This is a genomic window from Verrucosispora sp. FIM060022, assembly GCF_003977705.1.
GTDB lineage: Bacteria > Actinomycetota > Actinomycetes > Mycobacteriales > Micromonosporaceae > Micromonospora > Micromonospora gifhornensis.
On record NZ_RQIV01000004.1, the window covers coordinates 343,966 to 361,903 of the forward strand.

Sequence of the window (17,938 nt, forward strand, 5' to 3'; positions counted from 1 at the left end):
GATCAGCGCAGGGTGGCCGGATCGATCTGCCAGCGGAACGGCTCGGCGAGGGTCAGCGTCTCCCCGGCCTTGGCCACCTGATCCTCGACGTAGTGCCCTCCGTCGAGCCGGTACAGCCGCAGCGAGTGGGTGTCACCGTCCTGCTCGACCAGCAGGTACCAGGGGATTTGAGCGATCGCGTAGAGCTGCATCTTGAGCACCCGATCGGCGGCCGCGTTGCCCGGCGAGACGATCTCGCCCACGAGTACCACCTCTGACGCGTCCAGCACCGTTCCCTCGTCATCGGCGTCGGTGACCACGAGATCCGGAATCACCACGCGATCGACGCCGAGCCGGACGTTGATCGCGTCGTAGACCGAGAGGTCGTTGACCTCCGCCGTAGCCTCGATGCTGTTCGCCAGTCGCCTGGCGACTCGCTGAAGCCGTCGGCTCGGAGCAGGGCTCACGATCAGGCTCCCGTCGAGCAACTCGATCCGGTGATGGGTCTCGCCCATGGCGAAGTAGTCGTCCTCCGTCCAGAGGCCGACGTGGGGTTCCAGAGGGGCTGCGCTCACCGGCGTACACCTCCCGATCCGATCGCCACCCGGTCAGTCTCACACCGTACGGGCGGTTGGCCCGGCAATGACACCGGAACACGGGCGGTAGGCTCGCGCCCCATGGTGTCGATCGAGGGCATGACGGAGTTCTGGGACCGCCTGGTCGGCGCGCAGCCCGACCCGCCCCCGCTGCTGGTGCTGCTCACCGGCGTGGTCGCGCTGCTGGTGGTCAGCACCCGGCTGCCGTGGCGGGTCGCCCGCAACGCGATCACCATCGCGCACGAGGGCGGCCATGCCCTGGCCGCGCTGCTCACCGGCCGTAAGCTGCGCGGCATCCGGCTGCACTCGGACACCTCGGGACTGACGCTGTCCGCGGGGCGGCCCACCGGTCCGGGAATGGTGCTCACCCTGCTCGCCGGCTATATCGCGCCACCGCTGGTCGGCCTGGGTGGGGCGTGGCTGTTGGCCGGTAACCGGATCACGCTGCTGCTCTGGCTCGCGGTGATCCTCCTGCTCGCCATGCTGGTCATGATCCGCAACCTGTTCGGGGTGCTGTCGCTGCTGGTCACCGGCGGAGTGGTGCTCGCCGTCTCGTGGTACGCCAACCCGCAGGTGCAGGCCGCCTTCGCCTGGACGAGTGTGTGGTTCCTGCTGCTCGGCGGCGTACGACCGGTGATCGAGCTGCAACGGCTGCGTACCCGGCGGGGGATGCCCGCCTCCGACGCCGACCAGTTGGCCGGGATCACCGGGCTTCCGGCGTTCTTCTGGGTCGTCCTCTTCGGTCTGGTCAACCTGGCGGTGCTGGTCGTCGGCGGTCTGATGCTGGCCGGCCCGTTGCTCGCGGAGGCCGGCATCACCTGGTGACCCGACCTCCGGCCCGACCGGTTCGGGTCCGGCGGCAACCGCACCCACCCCCTGGTGCGTGTCCTCTACGACCCGCAGGGAGGTGGCAGGTGCCGGACGTCGACGGGTTCGACGATTTCTACCGGGGCAGCCGACAACGGTTGCTCGGCTTCGTCTACGTGCTCACCGGTGACCTCGCCGAAGCCCAGGACGCCGTTCAGGAGGCGTACGTCCGAGCCTGGCAACGGTGGTCCACGGTGCGGCACTACGACGACCCGGAGGCGTGGGTACGGGTGGTGGCGAGCCGGCTCGCGGTGAGCCGGTGGCGCAGTCTGCGTAGCCGGGCTCGGGCGTACCTGCGGCACGGCGCGGTGGAGAGCGTCCCCGCGCCGGGCACGGAAACCGTCGAGGTGGTCGCCGCCCTGCGTCGTCTGCCCGAGGAGCAGCGGGTCGCGATCGCGCTGTACTACCTGGTCGGCCTGCCTGTCGCCGAGGTGGCGCGGCAGACCTCGGCCCCGGTCGGCACGGTCAAGGCCCGCCTTTCCCGGGGGCGTACCGCGCTCGCCGGACTGCTCGCCGTCTCTGACCTGGAGGAGGCACCCGGTGCGTGACGAGATGACGTTCGTCGAGCGACTCCAGAACGACCTGCGGGACGTACGCTGGCCGGAACCTGCGGTGCTGCGTGAGCGGGCCCGCCGACGGCGACGCCGGGCCATGGTCGGTACGGCGACCGCAGTGCTGGTCCTGGCCGCTGGGCCGGTGATCGCGGGGCTGCGTCTCGGGGGGCCGCCGGCCGTCGCTCCGCCGCAGAGCTCGCAGTCGGCACACGTGGAGATTCCCCACGAGGTACTGGTGCAGCCGACGGATCTGACCGCGATGACCGATCCGCCGCTCGGTCAGGCGGGCGTCGGCGAGCTGGTGCAGATCGACAAGTTGCTGCCGGTCTGCCTGGAGGAGCAGGGGCGGGCGGCTTACTGGGAGCCGTCGCGGTACTCGCGTTCGCAGACCCTGCTGCGGGCGAGCGCGGACGGTGCCCGGCAGCCGGCCGACGTGCTGCTCAGTCAGGACGTCTACCGGATCGCACCGGAGCGGGTCGCCGGCTTCTTCAGCCGACTCGACGAGATGCTCGCACCATGCGCGAACTGGCGATCGGCCGGCGATGTCCTGTGGGGGGACCGCATCGCGCGAGCCGAGGCGGACCACCGATGGGAGGTGACCGACCGCGACTTCGCCGGCGACGAGGCGATGCTGATCCGGCACACCATCACGGCAACCCGCAACCTGGACACCGGCGCGACCCGGGAACCCGCACCCCCCGACACCACCGCCGTCCTGCGCGTCGGCGACCTCATCACGGTGCTGACCCTCAACCGCGACGCCCCCGACCCGGAACTACGCCGCGTCGCCACCATCGCCGCCCAACGCCTCTGCCTAGCCTCCAACCCCACCTGCTGACCCCCCCACCCCCACCCCCACCCCACCCCACTCGGCCCGCGATCTTGCACTTTTGGTCCCCGCATAAGGGGCAGAAGCCGCAGAAAGGCGACCCAAACTGCAAGATCGCGGGCGTGGGCGTGGGCGTGGGCGCGGGCGTGGGCGTGGGGCGTGGGGCGTGGGGCGGGGGAGGGGGAGGGCTGTCAGAGGGGGATGTTGCCGTGCTTTTTCGGGGGGAGGGTCTCTCGCTTGGTGCGGAGTACGCGCAGGGCCCGGACGATCTGGGTACGGGTCTCGTGCGGCGGGATGACCGCGTCGACGTACCCGCGTTCGGCGGCCACGTACGGGTTGGCGAGAGTGTCCTCGTACTCGGCGATCTTCTCGGCGCGGACGGCGGCCGGGTCCTCGGCGGCGGCCAACTCCTGCCGGTAGAGGATGTTCACCGCGCCCTGGGCGCCCATCACCGCGATCTGCGCGGTCGGCCAGGCGAAGTTGAGGTCGGCCCCCAGGTGCTTGGAGCCCATCACGTCGTACGCCCCGCCGTACGCCTTGCGGGTGATCACGGTGACCTTCGGCACGGTGGCCTCGGCGTACGCGTAGATGAGCTTGGCGCCCCGGCGGATGATGCCGTCCCACTCCTGGCCGGTGCCGGGCAGGAAGCCGGGCACGTCCACGAAGGTCAGCACGGGGATGTTGAAGGCGTCGCAGGTACGCACGAACCGGGCCGCCTTCTCGCTGGCCGCGATGTCCAGCGTGCCGGCGAAGTGCATCGGCTGGTTGGCCACCACACCGACCGGCCGACCCTCGACCCGACCGAAGCCGACCACCATGTTCTGTGCGTAGAGCGGCTGGACCTCCAGGAACTCCCCGTCGTCGAGCACGTGTTCGAGCACCCGGTGCATGTCGTACGGCTGGTTGGCCGAGTCCGGGATCAGGGTGTCCAGTTCCCGGTCGGCGTCGGTGACGGCCAGGTCCGCGTCGACGGGGAAGACCGGCGGCTCGTCCAGGTTGTTGGACGGCAGGTGGGACAGCAGCGCCTTGACGTAGTCGATGGCGTCGTCCTCGTCGGTGGCGAGGTAGTGCGCGTTGCCGCTGCGGCTGTTGTGGGTGCGGGCCCCGCCCAGCTCCTCCATGCCGACGTCCTCACCGGTGACCGTCTTGATGACGTCGGGGCCGGTGATGAACATGTGCGAGGTCTGGTCGACCATCACGGTGAAGTCGGTGACCGCGGGGGAGTAGACCGCGCCGCCCGCGCACGGACCCATGATCAGCGAGATCTGCGGGATGACGCCGCTGGCGCGTACGTTGCGGAAGAAGATCTCGCCGTAGAGGCCGAGGGAGACGACGCCCTCCTGGATGCGGGCGCCACCGGAGTCGTTGATGCCGATGACCGGGCAGCCGATCTTCATGGCGAGGTCCATCACCTTGACGATCTTCTCGCCGAAGACCTCGCCCAGGGAGCCACCGAAGACCGTGAAGTCCTGCGCGAAGACGCAGACCTGCCGGCCGTCGATGGTGCCGTAGCCGGTGATCACACCGTCGCCGTACGGGCGGGTGCGGTCGAGGCCGAAGTTGGTGGACCGGTGCCGGGCGAACTCGTCCAACTCGACGAAGGAACCCTCGTCGAGCAGGAGGTCGATCCGCTCACGGGCGGTCTTCTTGCCCCTGGCGTGCTGCTTCTCCACGGCTCGGGTCGACCCGGCGTGCACCGCCTCGTCGACCCGTCGCGCCAGGTCCGCCAGCTTGCCGGCGGTGCTGTGCAGGTTGCTGCCGGTCTCGGTAGTCACCCAGGGAATATAACGATGGTTCAGGTCAGCGGCGCTCGGCAGGAGGGGTAAACCGTAGGCTGACGGGATGCCGGGCTCGCCGTACACCGATCTGGACCGTCCGCCGCTGTCGGCGGCGCGGCTGCGCCGGGCGTTGGTCGCGCCGTACGGTCCGTGGGCGCGGTTGGAGTTGCGCGCCGAAACGGGCTCGACCAACGCCGATGTTGCCGAGGCGGCCCGCGACGGCGAGCCGGAGGGCCTGGTCGTGGTGGCCGAGCGGCAGACCGCCGGCCGGGGGCGGCGCGGCCGGACCTGGCAGTCGCCGCCGCGCGCCGGCATCGCGACGAGCGTGCTGCTGCGGCCCGGGGAGGCGGTGCCGGACCGCGACTGGCAACCCGCACCACCGTCGGGGTACGGCTGGCTGCCGTTGCTGGCCGGAGTGGCGCTGGTGGAGGCGGTCGGTCGGCTGGCCGAGCTGGACGCCAGCCTGAAGTGGCCGAACGACCTGCTGATCGACGGGGCGAAGTGCGCCGGCATCCTCGCCGAGGCAGTGCCCGGCCCCGAGTTCGGTGACCCGCCCGCCGTCGTGCTGGGCATCGGACTGAACGTCACACTGCGCGCCGACGAGCTGCCGGAGAACCCGACCGGCCTGCGGGCCACCTCGCTGCAACTGGCCGGCGCGACGGCCACCGACCGGGACCCACTCCTGCGCGCCCTGCTCCGCTCACTCGCCGACTGGTACGCCCGCTGGCGGGCTGCCGGCGGCGACGCGACCGCCAGTGGCCTGCGCGAGGCGTACCTGAAGGTCTGCGCCACGGTCGGCCGCGAGGTCCGCGCCCTCCTCCCCGACGGCACCGAACTCACCGGCACCGCCACCACCATCACCGGCGAAGGCCACCTCCTCCTCACCACCCCCCACCCCACCCCCACCACCCACTCCCTCCCCGCCGCCGACCTCCTCCACCTCCGCTAACCCCCGCCCCTCGCGCGCCCCTCTCTCGGCCCGGCGATCTTGCGGTTCTGGTCGGGGCGAAAGGTGCATAGCGGGGTGTAAGGGTGACCGGAAGTGCGAGATCGGCGAGGTGTGGGTGGACGGGGTGGGGAGGGTGGCCGCGTGGTGGATGTGGCGGAGTGGGGGTGGGGGGTTAACGTCTGCGCGTCCGGTTCTGCGAGGAGGTATCCGTGGCGTTCCCCGAAGACGTGCTCACCGAGGACGAGCACGTCGTGCTGCACCTGCGTCCGCACTGGAAGGCTCTGATCCGGCCGGTGGCGGTGCTGGTGCTCGCCATCGCCGCGGTGGTGGTCGGTCTGGTGTTCCTACCCTCCGGTGGAGGTGGCTCCATCACCCTCGCCGTGATCGGCGGGCTGGCGGTGCTGGCCGTACTGGTGCTGGGTGTGTGGCCGTACATCGTCTGGCGCACCACGCACTATCTGTTCACCAACGAGCGGGTGGTGCTCCAGCACGGGGTCTTCTCCCGGGAGAGGCGGGACATCCCGCTCAGCCGGGTCAACGACCATTCGATGAACCAGCAGTTCGTCGGGCGGCTGCTGGGCTACGGCACGCTCACCATCGAGTCGGCAGGCGAGCGGGGCCAGTCGGTGCTGCCCGACGTGCCGAAGGTCGACCGAGTCCAGACCAAGCTCTACGAGCTGGTCGAGGCGTTCCACGACAAGCACTCGTTGGGCGACGGGGAACTGCGCGAGATCCTCGCCGAACGCGACAACAAGTCCGGCCTCTGAGCTGACGCAGCGAGAGCGCCCGCCATGCCTGGCGGGCGCTCTCGGGCGTACAAGAGGATCAGCGGCGCCGGAAGCGGCGGTGCGCCGGGGCGGGCTGGAGTTCTGCCGCCAGCTCGGCCTCCAGCTCCTTGTCCAGCGCGGCGGTGAGCTCGGCCTCGTTGCTCAGGGCCGCGGCGCGGGGTTGGAGCGGCCGAGGCGTCAGGCTCGGCGGCCGGGTGGCGGGTGGTTCCTCTTCCTCCAACTCGGTGACGGACTCGGCGAGTTCGGCCACCGGGTCCATTCCGGCCATCGTGTCCCACTCGTCGCGGGGCAGACCCTGCCAGGCCGGCTTGGCCTCGGCGGGCGCGGCAGGTTGGAAGACGAAGGTGCGGTACGACCAGAAGCGGAACAGCGTCGCCAACACCACACCACCGGTCTTGGCCACATTCAGCGCCAACAGGCTGGTCATGCCCAGGCCGTACTTCGCGGCGGCGAGGACACCGAGTTCGATCAGCAGGCCCGCCCCGTTGAACAGGAAGAAAAGGGCGTATTCCCGCTGCATGGCCGATTTAGGGCGATCTCGGTACGTCCAGTGCCGATTCATCAGATATGACGTGATTGTCGCCACCACCGTGGCGATCACCGTCGCTTTCAGCTGACCATCGACAAAAATCGTCAGGGCGAGGGCGTTGAACACCGCATAATTGATGACGGTGTTGATGCCACCGACCAGGCCGAATTTGAGCGCCTCATGGATGAACTTCTGCCAGCGCTCAGGCAGCAGACGGACAAGAGGCATGCGTAACACCTTAGGGCAGTGGGCTCGGGCCGGCAGGCTCCGGCCGTACGGGTGGGCGGGAGGTCACGCCCCGCGGTCCCGGTCAACTTCCGCGGCGACAGGAGTTCCCGTATCCACGAAGACGAACCGTCGGTACGACCAGAATCGGAACAGCGTCCCGAGGCCGGTGCCCACCACGAAGCTGGCGATGTTGTCGGCCAGTCGGGTCTGGAAGACCTCCGGCCAGATGCCGCCCAGGCCGTAGCGGCTGATGGCCAGGCAGGCCACCGCGATGCCCAGGCCCACCGCGTTGAAGAAGAAGAACAGCGCGTACTCGCGGGCCGGGTGGGAGCGCTTGCGGTGCCGCCACGTCCAGAACCGGTTGCCCAGGAACGCGAACGTGGCCGCGATCACCGTGGCGATCGTCTTCGCCGTGATCTGTTCCACCCGGGCGGGGCCGATCAGGTAGTTGAACAGGGCGAAGTCGATGAGAAAGGCCACTCCGCCCACGGTGGCGAACTTGCTCATCTCGCGCACGAGGTGACCGAAACGGTCCCGCAGGGAGTGGATCAGACCCCGTCGGGTCTGCCGGGAGCCTGGCTCTCCGGTCATCGTGGCGGCCACCGTGCGAGCGTACCGGTTGGCGGCCCCGCAGGCGGGCAGCGGCGGCTTGCGGTGTCCAGTGGCGCGGCGGTGCGGACGGGCACGAACGGAGCGTAACCGGACCAGTTCAATCCGGAGTTGATTCCCGCTACCTCCCAGCAGGTGCCAAAGCGGCTACGCCGGGTGGCCCTGATAGAGGTTCACCGCAAGATTTGCGTGAAACTGCGCGCGAAAGCGGGTAAAGGGCCGTGAAGCGGCAGCGTGCCCGTACCTTGTGCAGTTCTTCACAACCAGTCCCACTGACTGTGGAGGTCCGTCGGTTTACGCTGAGCCCAATCCCAGGTTTCCACGAAGGCGACGCACATCGCGCGCCAAGACTCGTGCACTCCAATAGACCGGTCAGCGTCGACCACAAGGAGAAGTGTCATGGTTGCTCCGGCCACCGTTCGGGGTATCGATCAGGCCCCGACGTCCCACCCCAAACTGCTCGCCTGGGTCCGTGAGGTCGCTGAACTGACCACCCCTGACCAGGTGGTCTGGGTTGACGGGTCCGATCAGGAATGGCGTCGCCTCACCGATGAACTGGTCGAGGCCGGCACCCTCATCCGGCTCAATCCCGAGAAGAAACCGAACTCGTTCTATGCCCGGACCGACCCGACGGACGTCGCCCGGGTCGAGGAGCGGACGTTCATCTGCTCCGTGGACGAAGCGGACGCCGGCCCGACCAACAACTGGATGGCGCCGGCCGAGATGAAGCGGACGATGACCGATCTGTACCGCGGTTCGATGCGCGGTCGCACGATGTACGTCATTCCGTTCGTGATGGGTCCGGTCGAGGCCGAGAAGCCCATGTTCGGTGTCGAGATCACCGACAGCCCGTACGTGGTCGCCTCCATGCGGATCATGACCCGGATGGGTGCCAAGATCCTGGAGGCGATGGGTGACGACGCGGACTTCGTCCGCGCTCTGCACTCGATCGGCGCCCCGCTGGCCCCCGGTCAGCAGGACGTGGCCTGGCCGTGCAACGAGACCAAGTACATCTCGCACTTCCCGGAGACCCGGGAGATCTGGTCTTACGGCTCCGGCTACGGCGGCAACTCGCTGCTCGGCAAGAAGTGCTACTCGCTGCGGATCGCCAGCGTGATGGGGCGCGACGAGGGCTGGCTCGCCGAGCACATGCTGATCCTCAAGATCACCTCGCCGGAGGGCAAGGTCTACCACATCGCCGGCGCCTTCCCGTCGGCCTGCGGCAAGACCAACCTGGCCATGCTGGAGCCGACCATCCCGGGCTGGAAGGTCGAGACCATCGGTGACGACATCGCCTGGATGCGGTTCGGCCCGGACGGTCGCCTCTACGCGGTCAACCCGGAGTTCGGCCTGTTCGGCGTGGCACCCGGCACCGACTGGAAGACCAACGCCAACGCCATGCGGACCCTGGACAAGGGCAACTCCATCTTCACCAACGTCGCGCTGACCGACGACGGTGACATCTGGTGGGAGGGCATGGGCGAGCCGCCGGCGCACCTGATCGACTGGAAGGGCAACGACTGGACGCCGGAGAGCGAGAGCCTCTCCTCGCACGCGAACAGCCGGTTCTGCACCCCGATCGCCCAGTGCCCGATTCTCGCCGAGGACTACTACGACCCCAACGGCGTACCGATCGACGCGATCCTGTTCGGTGGCCGGCGGCGGGACACCGTACCGCTGGTGACCGAGGCCCGGGACTGGGTGCACGGTGTCTACATGGGCGCCACCCTCTCTTCGGAGACCACCGCCGCCGCCTCCGGCGCGGTCGGTGTGGTCCGTCGTGACCCGATGGCGATGCTGCCGTTCATCGGCTACCACGGTGGCGACTACTTCCGGCACTGGATCGAGATGGGCAAGGGCGCCAACGGCGACGAGTCGAAGCTGCCCAAGGTCTACTACGTCAACTGGTTCCGCAAGGACCCCGACGGCAACTTCCTGTGGCCCGGATTCGGCGAGAACTCCCGGGTGCTCAAGTGGGTCATCGAGCGGATCGAGGGTCGGGCGGAGGCCGTCGAGACGCCGATCGGCATGGTCCCGACGCTGGACTCCCTCGACGTCGAGGGCCTGGACATGACTCCGGAGGACGTCCGGATCGCCCTCAAGGTCGACCCGGACGAGTGGCGCAACGAGCTGCCGATGGTCACCGAGTGGTTCGAGAAGTTCGGTGACAAGCTGCCCGGTGTGCTCTGGGCCGAGCTGGACGCCCTGCGGGCCCGACTCGACGCGGAACAGTCGCCGCGCGGGGTGTGATCGACGCCGGATCCGAGGCATCATCGGATCCCATGAGGACGGCCGCCGAGACCGAGGTCCGGCGGCCGTCCGCCGTCCGGGCCATGACCGTGCTGCTCGCCGTGACCGCTGCGGCCACCGTCGTGGTCGAGGTGCTCAACTGGTGGTACGCCCCGGAGCAGGGATTCGGGCTGGCGGTACGCACCGGCTGGGCGATGCTGCGGTCGATCGGCTTCCTGCTGCTGATCGGTCACGTACGACGAGGGCGTACGGTGGCCCGACCGCTCGGCCTGATCCTCGCCGTCACGACCGTCTTCGCGGTCGGGCGGCTGATCGTGCCCCGGCACGGCGTGCCACCGCTGCCCGGTCTGCTCGGGTTCGCCCTGCTCACCGCGCTGTGCGTCGCCGTGGTCTGGCTGCTGTACCGCTCCCCGGCCATCGCCGGCCATCTGGTGCGGCACCGGCCCCGCCTGGTCATCGAGCGCTCCGGCATCTTCTGGCGGGAAACGCCACCACGTCGACCGGAGGCCAACGCCTGGCTGCTGACCAGCCGGGTCGCCGCGTTCACCTACAGCCCGCTGATGCTCGTACCGGCGCTGGTGGCCGTCGCGGAGATCCTCGACGGCCGGCCGTTCGCCCTGCCTGCGGTGCTGTTCTGGTTGGCGGCGGGGATCGCGACCAGCTACCTGGTGCTGTTCTGCACCGCGTTCCTGATGCGCGGCAAGCGCTGGGCGGGCATCCTGCTCGTGGTGATCACCGTGATCGTGCTCGCGGTGGACCTTCCGCTGTGCTGGTGGTTACTCGGAGTGGATGGCCTGATCCGCGACGGCACGCCGCTTGTCGCTGCGGCGATCCTCGCCCTCTACGGCGTACGCCGTGCCTCCACCGCCGCGCCCGCGTCCTGAGCTGGGGCGATTCGACCGGGTCTCGGCCGCTCGGTGCGGTATCTGCCACCGGCACGCTCTCCTGCGCGCGGGCTCGCTACTCTGCAAGTGATGACTCTGCGGAAACTTCTCTACTCCGTCTACGAGCGGCGGCTGACGGCCAAGCTCGCGGGCCGTCCGGTGCCCCGCCACGTGGGCGTGATGTGCGACGGTAACCGCAGGTGGGCCCGGGAGATGGGGTTCGTCGACCCGAACGACGGGCATCGGATGGGTGCCGAGCGGATCAAGGAGCTGCTGCGGTGGTGTGACGCCGCCGGGGTGGGCCACGTGACGCTCTGGCTGCTCTCCACCGACAATCTCTCCCGCCCCGCGGCGGAACTGGACCCGCTGCTCCAGATCATCGAAGATCTGACCACCGAGCTGGCCGAGGCGGGCAACCCCTGGCGGCTGCGGATGGTGGGCGCGCTCGACGTGCTGCCGGCGCACCACGCCGCCGCGCTCAAGGCCGCCGAGGAGCGGACCCGGGACCGCAGCGGCGGCGCTCAGGTCAACATCGCCGTCGGGTACGGGGGCCGCCGGGAGATCGCCGATGCGGTCCGCTCGCTGCTGCTGGAGCACGCGGCCAACGGCGGCACGCTTGAGGAACTGGCCGGTTCCCTCGACGTCGACGACATTTCGGAGCACCTCTACACCCGAGGCCTGCCGGACCCGGATCTGATCATCCGGACCAGCGGGGAGCAGCGGCTGTCCGGCTTCATGCTCTGGCAGTCGGCACACTCGGAGTTCTACTTCTGCGAACTCAACTGGCCGGACTTCCGCCGGGTCGACTTCCTCCGCGCACTGCGCTCGTACGCCACCCGTCAGCGCCGCTTCGGGGCCTGAGCGGGTCGGCCCTTCGCGGGCCGTCAGGTCAGGTGGTGGGTGGCCTCGGTGAGGAAGTCACCCAGGGCGGCCGGCGAGTCGATGGTCAGGTCGGCGGCCTCGGCGACCTCGGCACCGGTCTCCGGGTTGGCGACGGCGACGCAGACTCCCATGAAGTCGGCATCGGCGGCGGCACGGGCCCGCAGCGCGGCGAACGCCTTGATGTCGGAGACGTCGTCGCCGAAGTACCAGGCACCACCCGCGTCCTGCACCAGTTCGTCGATGACCATGCCCTTGTCCCGGTCGACCGGCGGCTTGACCTCCAGCACCATCCGGCCGATCTGCACCCGCAGCCCGAGGCGTTCGGCCTGGGCCCGACCCCACTGTTCGACCGTGTCCGCCAGCTGCGGCGCGGTACGCCAGTGCAGGGCCACCGACAGCCGCTTGTACTCCACCAGGGCCTGTGCGGGTAGCTCGGCCCGGGCCAGGTCGGCCAGCTCGCTCATGGTGGGCACGAAGGGCAGGGCGGCCGGCTCGGTGACCGTCTCGCCGCCGGAGTGGCTGTGCTCCAGGCCGTACAGGCCGTAGAGGTCCACGCCGCTCAGCCCGTCGAAGTGCTCCCGCAGGAACTCGACGGGCCGGGCGGAGACGATCGCGATCCGCCGTACCACCGGGGCCAGCGCCTCGATAGCGGCCAGCACCTTCGGCGCGGGCTGCACTTTTGTCGGGTCGTCGGCGACCGGCGCGAGTGTGCCGTCGAAGTCGAAGAAGAGCACGGTCTCGCCGGCCCGGTCGGCGGTGATTCGCCAGGCCTGGTCGGCATTCAACGGGATCTTCGGCTGTTGGTCGCCCAGATTCAACGGTGGCACGCGCCACAGCGTACCCCGGCTTCTGGCGATCAATCCTGGCCCGAGTCGGCTCGTTCGGCCCTTGCGCTCAGCGTTCGGCGGCTCCCCGTCCTCGGCGACCGAACGGCAATACGGCCGCCTCCTGACCGTGACTGAGCAGGTAACCCTCCACGAATCCGGCGTTGCGGTCGCCGGTGTGCGCCTCGATCTCCCGGAGCCGCTCGACCAGGAACTCGGTGAGCGCGGTGACCCGGTCGTTGAGCCGCTCGTGCAGCTCAGCGATCACAGCCAGGACGATCGCGGTGCTCGCGGCGACGAGCGCGACGAGGTTGACGAGCAGCGGAAGCTGCCCGCCGTCGAGGGCCAGGGTCACCGCGTTGCCGGTGACGCAGAGTGTCACCGAGACTGTCGCGACCACGACTGCCGACCATTTCAGGGTCATGAAAGACCCTCCTTCTGTCCCGCAGGGCTGGGTTCGGCCTTGTCCCGTCCCCCCGCCGACGACGAGCCCAAGCAGTACAGATACGGACGCTAGCGTGCCCGATCCCGCCCCGAAGCGAAACGAATGAGGCTGACCTGCTGTTCTTTCGCCATCTGAGAACTAGCTGGCAGCTTCCCCTCGCTTTCGGACACCTGTCGGCAGGGTCGGCCGGTATGCGAGGTAGCGGATGGTTTCTCTGATGTGGAACTTCTCCGCGTCCGAGACGTCGGGGTCGACCAGTCGGCGGAGCAGCGCCTCGACGTCGGGGTCCATCGGCGGGGGCGTCGAGGTGGACCGGTGTCGGGCGGAGGTCCGATCCCAGCCGAGTGCCGCGAAGGCCGGCGTCGGGTCGAGGCCGAGGCCTTCGCAGAACGCCACCACCCGCTCGGCCTCGGGGTCGCTGGCCCAGTCGCCGCGTACCCAGCGGTTGATCGTCTGCCGTGAGACGCCGGTACGCCGGGAGACCTCGGTGCCGCTCCATGCCCGGGTGGCACGGGCCTCGTCGAGGGCCCGTCGGACGAAGGTGGCGAAAGCGATCTTCCGTGCATTGGCGGTCTCGGTCACCTCGTGACCGTACGACCGTTGGACCTGAGTAGGCGTCCTCGGCACGCCTTTGTCACGCTTACGTGACGCCGATGCTGACTGGTCAATCAGGGTGCCGACATTCTTCCTGAGGGGTGTCACCTGGGCAGGATAGATGTACGTAGGTGCGGGGGCAAACGCACGAAAAGCTGATACTGTCACGCCCATGGGACAACCTACGGTGTGTCACGTGCATGAGACGATAAGTGCTCACCTGCGTCACGCGCCCGATGCGCGGGAGGTGCGGTGACCGAACTCGCAACCCGTGCGCAGGCCTTCGGCCTGATCGCGGAGGGTGTCGCCGCAGGGCTCAGCGCGCCCTGGCGTCTTTACCTGGCCCGGGGCTGTCGCTACCTCTCGCTCAGTGTCGGCGACCGGACCGAGTGGAACGCCTGGCGGACCCACCTCGGCTGCCCGGAACTGAGCGTCCGGGTCTACGACGCCGGTGGCGAGATCCGCCGGTCGTCGGTGGCCGAAGTGGTCCTGGACGGCTGCCGGATCAGCGTCGAGCTGGTCGAGGAGGTCGGCACCGACGACCTCGACCGCCTGCTGATGACCGACCCGACCACCGTCGAGCCGGAGGAACGATGAGCAACGTGCGAGGCACCGGAGCGGCCGGATGAGTCCCTTCCTCGCGATCTTCCTGGTGCTCGTGCTCGCGGCGACGAGCTACGCGGCCGGACGGCTGCACGGGCAGCTCAGCTACCGCATCGGCTACCGCTTCGGCTATCGGCAGGGCTACTTCGACGGTGATCGTGGCGCCTGGAACCGCCGGCGGCGCGACGCCCAGGCCGCGATCGCCACCGCCCTGGCGGTCACCGGGCCGGCCAACGCCCGGGTGCCGGCCGCCGTGGCTCAGCCCGGCACCACGTACACCGGATCGTCGTTCACGACGCCGACCGCCTCGGTAACCGGGCGGCACCCGACCGGCACCCTCGTGCGACGAACCGGCTGAGACCGGTCGACGGGCTCGCGGGCCCGTCCAGAAACGCGGCGTACCGCTCGATCGGGCGGGTGCCGCGCGGGATCACGGCCAGACCGGTGGCGGTGGTCCCACCGGCCGGGGTGCGCGCAGGGGGCATGCATCCCGGCCGGTTCACCCCGCCCGGCGCAGGCTCGTCGCCGGTGGACGTTCTGAATCATGCTCTAGCCGGGACGGGTGCGGGGAGCTAGCGTCTAGGCATGGCGCGGGATTGTCCCGAGCCAGCCGGCCCGCCCGGCCTGCGACCTCGCGCACGGGGCCCGCATCCGACCCCGTGTCCGTCGGGCACCGGAGGAGGCGGACCGCGGGTGGCCGGGTGCCCATCCGCCGGAGCAGGCCTGTGACCACTCGCCGTACGACCGCCGGGGCCGACCAGAGCCCGGCCGCGACTGCCACGACCCGCCGCACCACCCGGAGCCGCCGCACCGCGGCTACCGCGTCGGCCGACACCAGGGAGCCCCGACCAGCGGGGCAATCCTTCGTCCTGGACACCTCCGTCCTGCTCAGCGACCCGGCGGCGTTCCACCGCTTCGCCGAGCACGAGGTGGTTCTGCCGCTGGTGGTGATCTCCGAATTGGAGGGCAAGCGACACCATCCCGAGCTGGGCTGGTTCGCCCGGAAATCGCTGCGCATGTTGGACGAGCTGCGCGTACGTCACGGGCGGCTGGACCGTCCGGTGCCCGCCAACGACGACGGTGGCACGCTGCGGGTGGAGCTCAACCACACCGACGACGGCGTGCTGCCACCGGGCTTCCGCAACGAGTCAAACGATGCCCGGATCCTCTCCGTCGCGCTGAATCTCGCCGCCGAAGGGCGGCAGGTGACGCTTGTCAGCAAGGACATGCCGCTGCGGGTCAAGGCCGCCTCGGTCGGGCTACGGGCCGACGAGTACCGGCACGGCCAGGCGAGCGATCCGACCTGGACGGGGATGGCCGAACTGGATCTGGCCGAGGAGGACATCGGCCGGCTCTACGGCGGGGAGAGCATCGACGTGGACGCCGCTGCCGGCCTGCCGTGTCACACCGGGCTGGTGTTGCACTCCACCCGGGGGTCGGCCCTCGGTCGGGTGCTGCCGGACAAGACCGTCCGACTGGTCCGTGGTGACCGGGAGGCGTTCGGCGTGCACGGCCGCTCCGCCGAGCAGCGGATCGCACTCGATCTGCTGCTCGACGAGTCGATCGGCATCGTCTCGCTCGGTGGCCGGGCCGGCACCGGCAAGTCGGCCCTGGCGCTCTGCGCCGGGCTGGAGGCGGTGATGGAACGCCGCCGGCACAAGAAGGTGATCGTCTTCCGCCCGCTGTACGCCGTCGGCGGCCAGGAACTCGGCTACCTGCCGGGCTCCGAGTCGGAGAAGATGTCGCCCTGGGCACAGGCGGTCTTCGACACGCTCGGCGCGGTGGTGCACGAGAACGTGCTGGAGGAGGTCACCTCGCGGGGTCTACTGGAGGTGCTGCCGCTGACCCACATCCGCGGGCGGAGCCTGCACGACGCCTTCGTCATCGTCGACGAGGCGCAGTCACTGGAGCGTGGCGTCCTGCTGACGGTGCTCTCCCGGATCGGTCAGGGATCCCGGGTGGTGCTCACCCACGACGTCGCGCAGCGGGACAACCTGCGGGTCGGTCGGCACGACGGCGTCACCGCTGTGATCGAGGCGCTGAAGGGTCATCAGCTCTTCGCGCATGTCACGCTCAGCCGTTCGGAGCGATCTCCGATCGCGGCGATGGTGACCGATCTGCTGGAGGACATCCCGCAATGATGAGCCTTTAGGGCGTGTTCCCACCCATTTTTTGAGTGACGCACGTCACAATTGAGGCTGGTCGTTTCCCATCGGCCTCACTGTGCGCGATGGTGTCCAACGGGCGCCCACGCACCGCGGGTATCAATGGTGGCGGTCCGCCACTCCCACCAGGGAGCGGACAGTCACCAGACACGACGCGGTGTGGCTACGGCGACCGGCAGAGCCGGTCGCGGGCGCTCGCGGTGTGCTTCGGCCCAGTGGGTCGGTCGCTCCGCGTCCCTGACCCCGACGAAGGGATCACCACGTGAGTCGGCTGTGGAGCCGGTTCGCCGCCCGTGGCGTTGCTGTCGTGCTGCTCTCCGGGGGCGTTGCCGGCGGCTTCTACCTCAGCGATGACCGCCAGACGCCGCGCCCGGATCCGGGCGCGCAGGTGGCCGGCAGTGTCACCCAGATCGACGTCGACTACCGGCAGGAGCAGCAGGTCTCCCGCCAGGTGCGGGCCGCTCGCCAGCAGGCCGTCGAGACCCGGAAGCGGGCCCGCGCCGCCGCCGAGAAGGCCCGCAAGGCCGAAGAGGCGGCACGCAAGAAGGCCGCCGAGGAAAAGGCCGCCAAGGAGGCCGCCGCTCGGGCCCGGGCCCTCAAGCCGTACGACGGGCCGATCCCGGCGTCCTGCGCGGAGTACAGCGGGAACCGGAAGACCGGCTGCGCCCTCATGATCGACGCTGGCTTCAAGATCGATCAGTTCCCCTGTCTGGACAAGCTCTGGACCAAGGAGAGCGGCTGGAACCCCCGGGCGCACAACAACTCCTCCGGGGCACACGGCATCCCGCAGGCGCGCCCGGGCAACAAGATGGCCACGGTCGGCTCGGACTGGGAGACCAACCCCGTCACGCAGATCAAGTGGGGACTGGGCTACATCAAGGGTCGCTACGGCACCCCGTGCAGCGCCTGGAACCACTCGCAGAACACCGGCTGGTACTGACCGGTCAACGCATCGGCGGGAACGATGACGGACTCCTGGTTCCCGCCGATGTGCGTTGATCGAGCCAGGGGGATGGGGCGTACCCCCGGGAGTTGGGCCCGATGCGGATCTGTCCGGGCCGCGTCGGACCGACGAGCGCCGTACGCTGTGGGTGGCCGCCTGCCGGTGCTGTCATCCTGACCTGATGGATCAACTTCCCACCACCAGTCTCGTCCTGGTGCACCCCGGTCCGGGCTGGGACCACTCCCAGCCGTTGGCAGCCCAGCGCAATGCGGCAGGCCACTTCGCCTGGATCAGGCGCCAGGTCGACGCCGGCACGGCCGTGGTCGCCGGTCCGATCTGGCGGCATGACGAGCGACTGACCGGTGATCTCGTCGGTGCCCTGGTCCTCGCCCTGCCGCCAGGCAAGGCGGCCGATCTGACCGCGACCGATCCGGCCGTCATCGGCGGCCAGCTCACCATGACCACGCACCCGTACCACCAGGTCCAGCCCCGGTGAGAGCGCGGGTAGCCGCTGCGGCCGGCTACCCGTGGCGCACTTCCTCACCGTCTCAGGCAGCGTCACCGACCAGGTGGACGCGCTGCCGGCGTGGATCCGGGGCGACCGGAAGTGGCGGCTGCCGGCGTTTGCTGATAGCTGTTGAC

At 69.6% G+C, this 17,938-nt stretch carries 20 protein-coding genes; 13 read left to right on the forward strand and 7 right to left on the reverse strand.

Going from position 1 to position 17,938, the window contains the following annotated elements:
* Nucleotides 1-2 precede the first annotated feature (2 nt).
* Nucleotides 3-554 (reverse strand): Uma2 family endonuclease, encoded by a 552-nt coding sequence (locus EG812_RS14920; protein ID WP_199743873.1) that lies wholly within the window; start codon nucleotides 552-554, stop codon nucleotides 3-5.
* Nucleotides 555-656: 102 nt separating this feature from the next.
* Here EG812_RS14920 and EG812_RS14925 point away from each other — a divergent pair, with 102 nt between their 5' ends.
* The 3 genes from EG812_RS14925 (at nucleotide 657) to EG812_RS14935 (ending at nucleotide 2,834) form a co-directional block, all read left to right on the forward strand.
* Nucleotides 657-1,400 carry a M50 family metallopeptidase gene (locus tag EG812_RS14925; RefSeq protein ID WP_126711862.1) on the forward strand — a complete coding sequence of 248 codons (744 nt, stop codon included), beginning with the start codon at nucleotides 657-659 and terminating at the stop codon, nucleotides 1,398-1,400.
* An 89-nt stretch (nucleotides 1,401-1,489) separates the two neighbouring features.
* A complete protein-coding gene (locus tag EG812_RS14930) occupies nucleotides 1,490-1,990 on the forward strand; it encodes a SigE family RNA polymerase sigma factor (protein WP_013731575.1) in 501 nt (166 codons plus the stop codon).
* Complete coding sequence (locus EG812_RS14935) at nucleotides 1,983-2,834, forward strand: hypothetical protein (RefSeq protein ID WP_126711863.1); 852 nt, start codon at nucleotides 1,983-1,985, stop codon at nucleotides 2,832-2,834. The genes EG812_RS14930 and EG812_RS14935 overlap by 8 nt, the downstream gene beginning before the upstream one ends.
* Nucleotides 2,835-3,016: 182 nt before the next feature.
* On the opposite strand, the gene EG812_RS14940 is transcribed toward EG812_RS14935, so the two are convergent.
* A complete protein-coding gene (locus tag EG812_RS14940; protein ID WP_013731577.1) occupies nucleotides 3,017-4,600 on the reverse strand; it encodes an acyl-CoA carboxylase subunit beta in 1,584 nt (527 codons plus the stop codon).
* A gap of 67 nt (nucleotides 4,601-4,667) precedes the next feature.
* Between EG812_RS14940 and EG812_RS14945 the strand changes: the two genes are divergently transcribed.
* Both EG812_RS14945 and EG812_RS14950 read left to right on the forward strand, forming a co-directional pair.
* Nucleotides 4,668-5,552 (forward strand): biotin--[acetyl-CoA-carboxylase] ligase, encoded by an 885-nt coding sequence (locus EG812_RS14945; protein WP_013731578.1) that lies wholly within the window; start codon nucleotides 4,668-4,670, stop codon nucleotides 5,550-5,552.
* A 209-nt stretch (nucleotides 5,553-5,761) separates the two neighbouring features.
* Nucleotides 5,762-6,319 (forward strand): PH domain-containing protein, encoded by a 558-nt coding sequence (locus EG812_RS14950; protein WP_013731579.1) that lies wholly within the window; start codon nucleotides 5,762-5,764, stop codon nucleotides 6,317-6,319.
* Between the two features lie 58 nt (nucleotides 6,320-6,377).
* Here the strand turns inward: EG812_RS14950 and EG812_RS14955 are convergent, their stop codons facing one another.
* Nucleotides 6,378-7,097 (reverse strand): GtrA family protein, encoded by a 720-nt coding sequence (locus EG812_RS14955; RefSeq protein ID WP_013731580.1) that lies wholly within the window; start codon nucleotides 7,095-7,097, stop codon nucleotides 6,378-6,380.
* Between the two features lie 63 nt (nucleotides 7,098-7,160).
* Nucleotides 7,161-7,688, reverse strand: coding sequence for a GtrA family protein (locus tag EG812_RS14960; RefSeq protein ID WP_013731581.1), 528 nt, complete (start codon nucleotides 7,686-7,688; stop codon nucleotides 7,161-7,163).
* 417 nt (nucleotides 7,689-8,105) lie between these two features.
* On the opposite strand from EG812_RS14960, the gene EG812_RS14965 reads away from it, so the two are divergent.
* From EG812_RS14965 to EG812_RS14975, 3 genes are all read left to right on the forward strand, one after another.
* A complete protein-coding gene (locus tag EG812_RS14965) occupies nucleotides 8,106-9,956 on the forward strand; it encodes a phosphoenolpyruvate carboxykinase (GTP) (protein WP_126711864.1) in 1,851 nt (616 codons plus the stop codon).
* A 32-nt stretch (nucleotides 9,957-9,988) separates the two neighbouring features.
* Entirely contained in the window at nucleotides 9,989-10,840 is an 852-nt protein-coding gene (locus EG812_RS14970) for a hypothetical protein (RefSeq protein ID WP_126711865.1), read from the forward strand.
* 90 nt (nucleotides 10,841-10,930) lie between these two features.
* A complete protein-coding gene (locus EG812_RS14975) occupies nucleotides 10,931-11,701 on the forward strand; it encodes an isoprenyl transferase (protein ID WP_013731584.1) in 771 nt (256 codons plus the stop codon).
* Between the two features lie 23 nt (nucleotides 11,702-11,724).
* Here the strand turns inward: EG812_RS14975 and otsB are convergent, their stop codons facing one another.
* The 3 genes from otsB to EG812_RS14990 all read right to left on the reverse strand — a co-directional run bounded on the left by otsB (nucleotide 11,725) and on the right by EG812_RS14990 (nucleotide 13,573).
* On the reverse strand, nucleotides 11,725-12,549 hold the full coding sequence (otsB, locus tag EG812_RS14980) for a trehalose-phosphatase (RefSeq protein WP_013731585.1): 825 nt from the start codon (nucleotides 12,547-12,549) through the stop codon (nucleotides 11,725-11,727).
* 67 nt (nucleotides 12,550-12,616) lie between these two features.
* Complete coding sequence (locus EG812_RS14985) at nucleotides 12,617-12,970, reverse strand: hypothetical protein (protein WP_013731586.1); 354 nt, start codon at nucleotides 12,968-12,970, stop codon at nucleotides 12,617-12,619.
* Between the two features lie 159 nt (nucleotides 12,971-13,129).
* A complete protein-coding gene (locus EG812_RS14990) occupies nucleotides 13,130-13,573 on the reverse strand; it encodes a helix-turn-helix domain-containing protein (protein ID WP_013731587.1) in 444 nt (147 codons plus the stop codon).
* 264 nt (nucleotides 13,574-13,837) lie between these two features.
* On the opposite strand from EG812_RS14990, the gene EG812_RS14995 reads away from it, so the two are divergent.
* The 5 genes from EG812_RS14995 to EG812_RS15015 all read left to right on the forward strand — a co-directional run bounded on the left by EG812_RS14995 (nucleotide 13,838) and on the right by EG812_RS15015 (nucleotide 17,792).
* A complete protein-coding gene (locus tag EG812_RS14995; protein ID WP_013731588.1) occupies nucleotides 13,838-14,182 on the forward strand; it encodes a hypothetical protein in 345 nt (114 codons plus the stop codon).
* Nucleotides 14,183-14,210: 28 nt separating this feature from the next.
* Complete coding sequence (locus EG812_RS15000) at nucleotides 14,211-14,546, forward strand: hypothetical protein (RefSeq protein ID WP_013731589.1); 336 nt, start codon at nucleotides 14,211-14,213, stop codon at nucleotides 14,544-14,546.
* Between the two features lie 367 nt (nucleotides 14,547-14,913).
* Nucleotides 14,914-16,329: an RNA 5'-3' helicase PhoH2 gene (gene phoH2, locus EG812_RS15005; protein ID WP_013731590.1), complete on the forward strand. Its 1,416-nt coding sequence runs from the start codon at nucleotides 14,914-14,916 to the stop codon at nucleotides 16,327-16,329.
* Nucleotides 16,330-16,615: 286 nt separating this feature from the next.
* Entirely contained in the window at nucleotides 16,616-17,293 is a 678-nt protein-coding gene (locus EG812_RS15010) for an aggregation-promoting factor C-terminal-like domain-containing protein (protein WP_013731591.1), read from the forward strand.
* Nucleotides 17,294-17,477: 184 nt separating this feature from the next.
* Nucleotides 17,478-17,792 (forward strand): YciI family protein, encoded by a 315-nt coding sequence (locus tag EG812_RS15015; RefSeq protein WP_013731592.1) that lies wholly within the window; start codon nucleotides 17,478-17,480, stop codon nucleotides 17,790-17,792.
* The last annotated feature ends 146 nt before the right edge of the window (nucleotides 17,793-17,938 follow it).

What these genes read in the sequence shown, in the direction of transcription:
- EG812_RS14925 (WP_126711862.1), top strand. Translation starts at nt 657, where the DNA reads ATGGTGTCGATCGAGGGCATGACGGAGTTCTGGGACCGCCTGGTCGGC.
- EG812_RS14945 (WP_013731578.1), top strand. Translation starts at nt 4,668, where the DNA reads ATGCCGGGCTCGCCGTACACCGATCTGGACCGTCCGCCGCTGTCGGCG.
- EG812_RS14955 (WP_013731580.1), bottom strand. Translation starts at nt 7,097, where the DNA reads ATGCCTCTTGTCCGTCTGCTGCCTGAGCGCTGGCAGAAGTTCATCCAT.
- EG812_RS14960 (WP_013731581.1), bottom strand. Translation starts at nt 7,688, where the DNA reads ATGACCGGAGAGCCAGGCTCCCGGCAGACCCGACGGGGTCTGATCCAC.
- EG812_RS14965 (WP_126711864.1), top strand. Translation starts at nt 8,106, where the DNA reads ATGGTTGCTCCGGCCACCGTTCGGGGTATCGATCAGGCCCCGACGTCC.
- EG812_RS14970 (WP_126711865.1), top strand. Translation starts at nt 9,989, where the DNA reads ATGAGGACGGCCGCCGAGACCGAGGTCCGGCGGCCGTCCGCCGTCCGG.
- EG812_RS14975 (WP_013731584.1), top strand. Translation starts at nt 10,931, where the DNA reads ATGACTCTGCGGAAACTTCTCTACTCCGTCTACGAGCGGCGGCTGACG.
- EG812_RS14985 (WP_013731586.1), bottom strand. Translation starts at nt 12,970, where the DNA reads ATGACCCTGAAATGGTCGGCAGTCGTGGTCGCGACAGTCTCGGTGACA.
- EG812_RS15000 (WP_013731589.1), top strand. Translation starts at nt 14,211, where the DNA reads ATGAGTCCCTTCCTCGCGATCTTCCTGGTGCTCGTGCTCGCGGCGACG.
- EG812_RS15015 (WP_013731592.1), top strand. Translation starts at nt 17,478, where the DNA reads ATGGATCAACTTCCCACCACCAGTCTCGTCCTGGTGCACCCCGGTCCG.